This is a genomic window from candidate division TA06 bacterium B3_TA06 (assembly GCA_005223075.1).
In the GTDB taxonomy this organism is placed as follows: domain Bacteria; phylum Hydrothermota; class Tepidihabitantia; order B3-TA06; family B3-TA06; genus B3-TA06.
Genome location: NJBO01000036.1, coordinates 1 through 9,598, shown reverse-complemented (window position 1 = coordinate 9,598; position 9,598 = coordinate 1). Strand labels below are relative to the sequence as shown.

Genomic DNA, 9,598 nt, shown 5'->3' with positions numbered 1-9,598 from the left:
GCTCAAAACGGGGTTTTGAGGTGGGGAGAAAATCACAGCCCTGGTGTTTACTTCATTGTGCTTACTGACAAAGAGGTGTCAGTCCAAAAGGTTATCCTGATTAAATAATCCCCTTCCCCTAACCCCTCCCACCAGGGGAGGGGAATTAGTTAAGCGGCCTTCGGCCGCTCCGGGGTCCCAGCGGAGTCACGAAGTGACTTCGTGGGGTGAACACACGAAAAATCGGGCTGATTCAACAGCTTGTCATATTGCTAGATTAAGTGAGTGGCGGGATATCCACCGACATGGTGGTACAGGGATTTGAGCCTGTAGGAGCGACGCATGCGTCGCCCCTACGTCTATGCCGTATTCTTGGAGTATCTCGGCAGGATCTCGACGTGGTTCAGCGTAGGGGCTGACGTTCGCGGCCTTTGGCTACGCGCTTCGGGCTTGAGACTTGCCACTATCTGCATATACTGAACTCCGTTTCTTTGTTTCATGGGTGCATTCTCCCCGATGGGGCAATGAGTTGTCTTGACATTAGGGGGTAGTTTCTTATAATCTTAACTAAACCTTTTGGGGGATCGTCTAATGGCAGGACGGCTGACTCTGGATCAGTTAATCGGGGTTCGAGTCCCTGTCCCCCAGGTTTTTTACCCCACAGTTAAGACTGTGGGGTTTCCTTTTCCGTAGTACTTTCCCGATTAGCTGATCCAGTTTAATATAAAAAGTTAATCGGAGGTTCGACCGTAAGGAGAGCGACCGAAGAGAGCTCTCATCCCTGTCCCCCAGGTTTTTTACCCCGCGAAGCGACAGAGTTGCTTCGCGGGGATCCCAATTTATATGCTTTTAGTTAGCTGCTTATCCAGAGTCTACAGATAAAAAAATCAGCTAATCAGGTTCGTCTATCGCACGACAAGTCACGTAGATCCCCACAGGATAAAAAAGGCGCTGGTTACCCAGCGCCTTTTTGTAAATTTGATCAACTGCTACGGAGTAATGTAATAAGGGAACAGGATGCCGCTGAATTCGTATTCACCCTCTGAATCGTATAAGGTGGGTTTTGTCATCACGTCAAAGATCACCCATCTCGGGAAGGGGATGCGCTGTACCTCCCATGTTCCGGAGTGTACACCGCCCTCGTTTTCGGGGAACGGTCCACGTACGTATCCCAAAAGAGTAAAGCTGTGGATGAATGCGACGGTGTTTGTATCGTTTACGTAAAGGGTGACGGTGACTTCTTCACCTGCTTTGAAGGTTACCATATCCTCGTCTATATCGTAGTAGGTGTCGAGGGGATCGGTAATTTCAAAGTCGTAACCTGTTTCTGCGCTGGTGATGTGGATTTTGTCTATGTTCAGGTCTCCACCTGTAGAAGCGCCCACCGCGCATGAGATCTTCTCAAGTTCCCAGCCACGATTAGGATCGGCATCGCTTCCGGTTTTTCGGAAAACGGCTCTTACCTTGGCTGTTTCGGAAAGTTCCTTTTCCCAGAAGAACCATTTGTTGCTGTCAGGCACGAAAGCCCATATTGTCACGCTACCGAAGTTGCCGCGGCTCCACTCAACCCAGCCGGAGTCGCCATCTACTTGAACATCGATGACCGGTTCATCATGGGTCTGCGCTGTACGCCACCAGATGACTCCACTGGCAGTATCACCGAAGAACATGCTTCCGCCTCCGGTGGAGTCAACTTCGGTATTTGCATCGAACCAGACCTCGTCGGCCAGCACCAGTTCTTGTATCGCATCTATGTCCTTTCCTTCTATATCGCAACCGACGATCATGAATGCAAGGACTATGGCAGCCAGCGCGAGAAAACATATCTTCTTCATCTGTCCTCCTTTTGAGGTTTGGTACTATTTTGGCCGGAAACCGGAGATTGTCAAGCCAACCCACACGGGCTCTGCCAATCCCTGCACTTCCCGTAAAAGTGCACATAACTCCCCCACTGTCCCTCTCCAGAGGGACAGTAACGCTACCAGTTACGCAAAGCGATCAGCCGCAGCTCCGAGAGCTCAAGTTCATCCCTTGGCAGCGGCAACGATTCCAGCATCGCGCGGGCATCGTCGGTCCCAAGCAATACCAGAAGCTGCAACCGCTCCTGGGTCAAATCGCCGTTCCACGCTGAAAGCGACTCCTTCTTTGCGGTAAGTATCTGGGCCACTTCAAGCATCTCAGGGGAAGGGTTTTCCTTGTTAAGTCCAGCAAGAGTTGCTTCAGGATCAGCCCCGAGCTTTGCCGCCACCACATAACCCCAGCGTCTCACATCCGGATGTGCGTCCGCAAACCGGCGCCGGATCAAAGGGAGTGCTTTGGACACACCGATCAGACCCAGAGCCTGCACCCCGGCAAGACGAATGCTCCAGAACTTGTGGGCAAGTACGCCTCTCAGAGCATCTATGGATGAGACATCGCGCAGCCATCCGATTGAGGTAACCGCTTCTTGCTGCACCTCCCATGAGACGTCGTTGAGTCGCGAGCGCAGTGCGGAAGCCGCAGTAGGATCGCCGATAGCCCCAAGAGCGAACGCAACCTGCTCCCTCACCGGTGGTTCAGGGTCGGACATTAACTCGATCAGAGGCTCTAGCGCCTTCCTGCTTCCCAGAAGCCCAAGGGCGTGTGCCGCAGCCATCACGCAAAGATCGTTCTCATCCTCAAGGCCTGAGATCAGCACGTCCTCAGACTGGATATCTCCAATACGGCCGAGTGCCTCGGAAACTGCTTGCCTTACCTCAGGTTTTTTGTCTGAGGCCTTGGCCACAAGCGGCTTCAACGCGCGTTTATCTTTAAGCATTCCCAACGACAACGCCGCCTTGGCACGAACGGCCCACCGGGAATCATCCAAGAGCTTTAACAAGGTCTCTACAGCGGTTGTGTCGCCTATTCGACCGAGTGCCTGTGCTATGAGGTGGCGGTCAGGAACGGCAGGGTCAGTCGCGGCTTGGGCGAGAACCTCGGTGGCCCTGTGGTCGGCGATCTTCGCCAGTGCAGCGAGTGTCCTGTTGCGTTCTGAGCCTGAAAGCGAAGCAACTCGCTTAAGGAAGATAGGAACCGCCTCCTTTGATTCGAGCTTACCCAAAGCCTCGGTCGCGTTCTCGCGGACGCGGCGGTCGACATCCTCAAGGGCCTTCAGTAACGCGCCAATCGCCCGCGCGTCTGCAATCTCCCCCAGCGCCCAGGCGGCGTTGGTTCGTACCGGTACCGCACGATCAGAGAGCGCATCAATCAGAGGCGTCAGCGCCGAGGTGTCCCCCAACAGCCCCAATGCCCATGCAGTCTCGTACCGCACCCCAATAGAGGGTGACTTTAGCGCAGCGATAAGGGCAGGTATGGCTCCAGGGTCATCCAGATACCCAAGGGCTTCGGCAGCAAACATACGCGTCTGCTCGGAAGGGCATCCCAGCGCCTTGCGCATAAGCGTGATAGTTCCCTCATGATCCACCTCGGCAAGAGAGTCTATGTAGTCGCGACGCTCTTCTATGGAACGAAACGCCATTGCATCAAGCGCTCCGCAGTCAATCGGAGCGCTGAAAAGTAGAAGCCAAACAAACATCACACTCCTCCTATTGCCTTTAATAATACAGATACATATTCTACACGCTCGCGCGGATTTGTCAACTGGACAGAGTCTGTGCGCCAAGGGATAGTTACCAGGGTGAGCAGAGGATGGTGAGGGTTCTTAAGAGAGATTGGATCCCCCAGCAAGCGTGATAAACATAATTTATTAAGGGAGATTCGCCGACTATTCACCCAGATCTTTCCTCCGAAGGAGAAAAGGGTAGCTTACTTCTACTCTTTACATGATTGACTTACTCCCTTGCTTCCTTATAATCCCATTTGTGGAAGCAGCACAACCCGAGCACCTGAACTCTCGATTCCCCGGAAGGGGTAAAGCATGAAACGTCTCCTGGACATCGTGGTTTCGTTTATCGGACTCTGGCTTCTCGCACTTATTACCCCTTTTGTAGCGCTTGCCATAACGCTTGACTCCAAGGGTCCGATTTTCTACCGTGGTGTCCGGGTGGGTAGGAACGGAAAGCTATTCAAGATCTTCAAGTTCCGAACCATGATCGCCGGTGCTGACCGCTGTGGCCCCAAGCTCACCTATCGCAACGACCCTCGAATCACGGGTATAGGAGCAATCCTGCGCCGCCTGAAGGTAGACGAGCTGCCTCAGCTCATCAACGTATTCCTGGGGCAGATGAGTATGGTAGGCCCGAGGCCGGAAGACCCGCAGTACGTCTCTCACTACACCAAGGGTCAACGCGCGATCCTCTCGGTCAAGCCAGGGATAACCGGACCAGCACAGATACACTACGTGGACATCGAAAGCCACATGGACCCTTCGAAGTTCGACGAACAGTACATCGACGAGATTATCCCAGAGAAGTTCCGGTTCAATATACTGTACATACAAAACCGCTCGCTGTCGCTTGATCTAAAGATCCTCTGGCGCACCTTCCTCTCGCTATTCCGCAGCGAGATCAATAGGGTAAAAAACAACAACAAAAACCACCCAAGCAACTAACACTCCCCAACAATCAAACTAATCGCCCCCTAGACCCTGCCCAACTCCCAAGCCACCTTTATTCGGAGAACTAAGATCAATCCGAAGACCTTGATCCGGATCGATCTTGATTCATCCCGCAGTATCTTCAACCGAGATCGTCACATGTCGGCGGGCTCGATACGGTAAGATGCCTCGATTCGAACAATCTTCCTTAGCATGACCGAGACCGAACAGTAGCGCTCCTGTGAAAGCTCAATCGCACGCTCAAGTTTGGCTGGCTCCACATCACCCTTGACAATACAGATCATTCTGATCCTGGTGTAGACCTTGGGATGCTCAGGCGAACGCTCTCCCTCGAGTTCGATACGGAAGTCCTCTACAGGCTGGTCCATCTTTTTAAGGATGGATAGGACGTCCATCGCGGTGCACCCGCCCAAGGACATCAACAAAAGCTCCGTAGGAGAGGGAGCACCCTCGTTGCCGCCGACGCTTGCTTTGGTGTCTATCACCGTCCAATGACCTGAGTTTGCCTTAGCGGCAACAGTCAGCCCTTTAAGTCGTTCAACAACCACACGGGTCTTGGCAACTTCGGCCATTAAGTCCCTTCCTGCCAGCTTGCCAGATAGCGACGCTGCGCAGGTGTGAGCATGTCGATCTTTACACCCATGGACCTAAGCTTGAGGAAAGCGATTTGGGAATCCAGCCTGGCAGGCAGGTTGTAGACCTTGCGTTCGAGTTCTGCCCCATGCTTGAGGATGTACTCTGCGGCCAGCGACTGGTTTGCAAAGCTCATGTCCATAACCATGGCCGGATGGCCCTCGGCTGCGGAGAGATTGATCAACCGACCCTCAGATAGGAAGAAGACCTTCTTCCCGTTCTTTAAGGTATGCTCAACCACCTCCTTGCGGATCTCGCGCTTCTTTACGGTAAGTGCTGCAAGGTCTTTCTTTGAGATCTCCACGTCGAAGTGGCCGGAGTTGCAGACGATGGCGCCGTCCTTCATGCGCTCGAAAATCTCAGCGTGGATCACGTCTATGTCTCCGGTTAGGGTAACGAAGAGATCACCCAGAGGAGCTGCCTTAATCATGGGCATCACCCTGAAGCCGTCCATCTCCGCCTCAAGCGCCTTTACCGGATTCACCTCGGTAACGATCACCTTGGCACCGAGACCTTTTGCGCGCATGGCAACGCCCTTGCCGCACCAGCCGTAGCCGGCGATGACCACGGTGGAACCCGCGATAAGGAAGTTGGTGGCGCGAATGATGCCGTCGAGTGTTGACTGGCCTGTGCCGTAGCGGTTATCGAAGAGATACTTGGTCTCCGAGTCGTTCACCGCGATCACCGGATACGCCAGCGCACCGTCCTTGGCCATGGCGCGTAGCCGGATAACGCCTGTGGTGGTCTCCTCGGTCCCGCCTTTGACACCCGCAAGGAGTTTGCGGCGTTTTGAGTGCAGGGTTGAGACCAGATCAGCGCCGTCGTCCATGGTGATGTGGGGTTTGATATCCAATGCTGAGTTGATATGGCGATAGTAGTCTCGGTTGTTGACCCCACGGATGGCGAACACCTCGATTCCGTAGTCTTTGACCAACGATGCTGCCACGTCGTCCTGGGTGGAAAGGGGATTGGACGCACAGAGCCTGAGTTTTGCACCGCCCGCCTTCAGGGTAAACATCAAGTTTGCGGTCTCGGTTGTAACGTGCAGACACGCGGCAAGCCGCGTCCCTTTTAAGGGCTTTTCCTTTGCAAAGCGCTCGCTGATCAGCTTAAGTACGGGCATGAACCGCCCTGCCCACTCGATCCGCAGCTTCCCCTTGGGGGCAAGGGATAAATCTTTAACATCGTACTTCATTCAACTTCCTTTCCTTGAGGTTTACTTCCTGCGAGTTACGTAGTGCGAACCTTCAGGTTCGCTGGCGAGGCTAATACCCAACTGGGGCACGCTGAGCCTCGCACTACATGTTGCGGGGCAAGTTTTATGTCTTTAACGTCGTGAGTCATTAATTTCCTTTCATTGAAGGTTACAATCTTTTAAATCAACCACAGAGGCACCGAGGCTCATTTCAAAATGCAAATATCAAATTGCAAATTGCACCGAAGAAGAACCCTGCTGGAGTTCTCATCTGCGTTCCGAAGGAGAACTGCTGAAAGGAGTTCTCCCGAAGGGAAACGACCGTAGGGAGTTTCAATCTGTGTCATCTGTGGTTTATTAACCATCTTCGGATACTCACCTATTCCCCTGCGCGGTTTCGAAGCGCATCCACCGCGTCCAGCCTCTCCCAGGTGAAGCTATCCTCGATCCTGCCGAAGTGTCCGTAAGCGGCGGTCGGTCTGTAAATAGGTCGAAGCAGATCGAGCCGCTCGATTATGGCGCGCGGATGGAAATCAAACTCGGAGTTAATTATCTCAAGGAGCTTATCATCATCGATCTTTCCCGTCCCGAATGTATCTAAGGATACAGAGGCCGGGTCAGGCTCACCGATAACGTAGGCAAGGTTCACCTGGATGCGATCGGCCAGATCTGCCGCCACAACGTTCTTGGCGATCCAGCGAGCGAAGTATGTGGCCGAACGATCCACTTTTGTGGGGTCCTTGCCTGAGAACGCCCCTCCGCCGTGCGGGGCGATCCCTCCGTAGGTATCCACAATAATCTTGCGGCCGGTCATGCCGGTATCCGACTGCGGCCCGCCGATCACGAACTTGCCAGTAGGATTAACAAAGAAGTGCGTCTCGTTATCTAACATATTGCTGGACAGCACGGCCCTGGCAACCTTCTCGATGATCTCTGAGCGCGCGTCTTCCGTGATCTGATTTTCTGTGGAATCGAGTATCTCGGGGGTGTGCTGCGAGCTTATGACCACGTTCGAGATGCGCACCGGCTTACCGTCAACGTATTCGACCGTAACCTGCGACTTGCCGTCCGGCCCCAGGTAGGGCAGTATCCCCTGCTTGCGCACCTCGGCCAGCCGCCTCGCAAGCTTGTGGGCTAACATGATGGGCATTGGCATAAGCTCCGGGGTTTCATCGCAGGCGTAGCCCACCATAAGACCCTGATCACCCGCACCTCCGCGGTCCACTCCCTGGGCGATGTCAGGCGACTGACGGCCGATCGCGTTAAGGATCGCACAGGTGGCCCCGTCGAATCCGTAGCGATGATTGGTGTAACCGATTTCGGCCAAAAGCCCGCGCACCAGAACCGGCAGATCAACGTAACACGTGGTAGTGATCTCCCCTCCCACGATAACTAATCCAACGGTGATGAACGTCTCGCACGCCACCCGCCCCTTGGGGTCCTGACGCATCACCTCATCAAGGACAGCGTCGGAGATCTGATCGCACACCTTATCCGGATGCCCCTCAGTTACAGACTCGGAGGTCAAAAGGACTCTCTCCAACTACGTCCTCCTTTCGTATGAGGATTCAAAATATTTGACCAAAAGTATACCTCTGGGAGCTCGCAAGTCAACGGGGAACAGTCTGTGGATTGGGAAATCCCTAGAGGGCACGGCATACCCTATGAGCGTATGAACCGCTCAAGGGGCACGCTGTGCCGTGCCCCTACTTTCTGTCACTAATCCCCCTCCCTTGTGGAGGGAGTAGGGGGAGGGTGAAATCCAGCGCCCCAAACGTCTACTTCGCGTCCGTTCGGGGACCCCTGAATCTAGATCACGAGGCAACCGTCGCTGTCTGCCATAACTTCGCTTGACACCCACCATCCTCGGCATATTATCTCTCACTATGGAAACAAGTAAATACGAAGGCTACATAAACCGCGCCAAGCGCATGGGGGCAAAGGAGGTAAAACTCATTCCCGCGGATAGCGTGGTTACCGCCCAATGGGTACGTGCCAAGTGTCAGTTCGGATGCGGCGTGTACGGAAAGCGGCTGACTTGCCCTCCCAACTCCCCTACTCCGGAAGAAACCCAGAGGATGGTGAACGCATACCAACATGCTTTGCTGATACACGGGGACGAGAACACCCCGGTGAACCGGATAGTGGTGCGATTGGAGAAACGGATGTTCCTGGACGGATACGAGAAGGCGTTCGGTATGGGTGGGGGGCCCTGTTTCTTATGTGAGGAGTGCGTGGAGCAGTGCCGTTATCCGGACCAAGCAAGACCCTCCATGGAGGCTTGCGGGATTGACGTTTACTCCACCGTACGCGCCCACGGCCTTCCCATCGAAGTGCTGAAGAACGAAAACTGCAAACCCAACTATTACGGACTGGTACTGATCGAGTGACAGCGGTCACTACATAAGCAGACGTAATGGGCATCTCTATCTATCAGGTAGATTCATTCACCCAAGATGCGTTCAAGGGCAACCCTGCAGGGGTATGTATATTGGACGCCCCTGCCGATGAGACATGGATGCAGATGGTTGCGCGGGAGATGAATCTTTCCGAGACGGCCTTTCTTTATAAGACCGACGACGGCTTCAACCTTCGCTGGTTCACCCCCAAGCTGGAGGTGGATTTGTGTGGCCACGCCACATTGGCCAGTGCCCATATCCTGTTTGAGGAAGGGTATCTTAAGCCAGACCAGGAGGCGCGGTTTTACACCAAGAGCGGACTCCTGAAGGCGACGCTCAAGGACGAATGGATCGAGCTTGATTTTCCTGCCGAGCCCGAGACGTCAGCGGACGCCTCTCCTGAGCTTGTCGAAGCGCTTGGAGTTAAACCTTTATACGTGGGGAAGAACCGTTTCGCCTACCTGGTCCAGGTGGATTCGGAAGAAAAGTTGCGGAAGATGAAGCCTGACTTTGCGTTGCTTGCCAAGATTCCAGGATTGGGGGTGATAGTAACCACTCCTTCCGGTTCTCTGGAGTTCGACTTCATCTCCCGATTCTTCGCGCCTGGCGCTGGGATAGATGAGGACCCGGTAACCGGCTCGGCCCACTGCTGCCTCGGTCCTTTCTGGGGGGAGCGGATGGGTAAAACCGAGCTGGTAGGCTATCAGGCTTCAACTCGCGGAGGGGTAGTAAAGGTTCGCCTGGCTGGTGACAGGGTCTTTCTAGGTGGCAAGGCTGTTACAGTATTTCGGGGTGAGCTTCTCTCTGTTTAGAGCAAGGCCTGTCCTACAACTCCTTCTGCATCTTACGCATGAC

General features: G+C 54.1%; 8 protein-coding genes and 1 tRNA gene. 4 read left to right on the top strand and 5 right to left on the bottom strand.

Annotation, left to right across the window (positions count from 1 at the left end; genetic code table 11):
• The first annotated feature begins 556 nt into the window (after positions 1 to 556).
• Positions 557 to 627, top strand: a tRNA-Gln gene (locus CEE36_11260).
• A gap of 341 nt (positions 628 to 968) precedes the next feature.
• Here CEE36_11260 and CEE36_11255 read toward each other — a convergent pair.
• Positions 969 to 1,814, bottom strand: a complete 846-nt coding sequence (locus tag CEE36_11255; GenBank protein ID TKJ37217.1) for a hypothetical protein — start codon at positions 1,812 to 1,814, stop codon at positions 969 to 971.
• 143 nt (positions 1,815 to 1,957) lie between these two features.
• Positions 1,958 to 3,535 carry a hypothetical protein gene (locus tag CEE36_11250; GenBank protein ID TKJ37216.1) on the bottom strand — a complete coding sequence of 526 codons (1,578 nt, stop codon included), beginning with the start codon at positions 3,533 to 3,535 and terminating at the stop codon, positions 1,958 to 1,960.
• Between the two features lie 342 nt (positions 3,536 to 3,877).
• On the opposite strand from CEE36_11250, the gene CEE36_11245 reads away from it, so the two are divergent.
• Positions 3,878 to 4,510 carry a hypothetical protein gene (locus CEE36_11245; protein ID TKJ37215.1) on the top strand — a complete coding sequence of 211 codons (633 nt, stop codon included), beginning with the start codon at positions 3,878 to 3,880 and terminating at the stop codon, positions 4,508 to 4,510.
• A gap of 140 nt (positions 4,511 to 4,650) precedes the next feature.
• On the opposite strand, the gene CEE36_11240 is transcribed toward CEE36_11245, so the two are convergent.
• The 3 genes from CEE36_11240 to CEE36_11230 form a co-directional block, all read right to left on the bottom strand.
• Positions 4,651 to 5,088 carry an osmotically inducible protein OsmC gene (locus tag CEE36_11240; protein ID TKJ37214.1) on the bottom strand — a complete coding sequence of 146 codons (438 nt, stop codon included), beginning with the start codon at positions 5,086 to 5,088 and terminating at the stop codon, positions 4,651 to 4,653.
• Entirely contained in the window at positions 5,088 to 6,344 is a 1,257-nt protein-coding gene (locus CEE36_11235; GenBank protein ID TKJ37213.1) for an adenosylhomocysteinase, read from the bottom strand. Before CEE36_11235 ends, CEE36_11240 begins: the two co-directional genes overlap by 1 nt.
• Before the next feature lie 379 nt (positions 6,345 to 6,723).
• Entirely contained in the window at positions 6,724 to 7,887 is a 1,164-nt protein-coding gene (locus CEE36_11230) for a methionine adenosyltransferase (protein TKJ37212.1), read from the bottom strand.
• A 343-nt stretch (positions 7,888 to 8,230) separates the two neighbouring features.
• Here CEE36_11230 and CEE36_11225 point away from each other — a divergent pair, with 343 nt between their 5' ends.
• Both CEE36_11225 and CEE36_11220 read left to right on the top strand, forming a co-directional pair.
• Positions 8,231 to 8,734, top strand: a complete 504-nt coding sequence (locus CEE36_11225) for a hypothetical protein (GenBank protein ID TKJ37211.1) — start codon at positions 8,231 to 8,233, stop codon at positions 8,732 to 8,734.
• A gap of 26 nt (positions 8,735 to 8,760) precedes the next feature.
• On the top strand, positions 8,761 to 9,555 hold the full coding sequence (locus CEE36_11220) for an oxidoreductase (GenBank protein ID TKJ37210.1): 795 nt from the start codon (positions 8,761 to 8,763) through the stop codon (positions 9,553 to 9,555).
• The last annotated feature ends 43 nt before the right edge of the window (positions 9,556 to 9,598 follow it).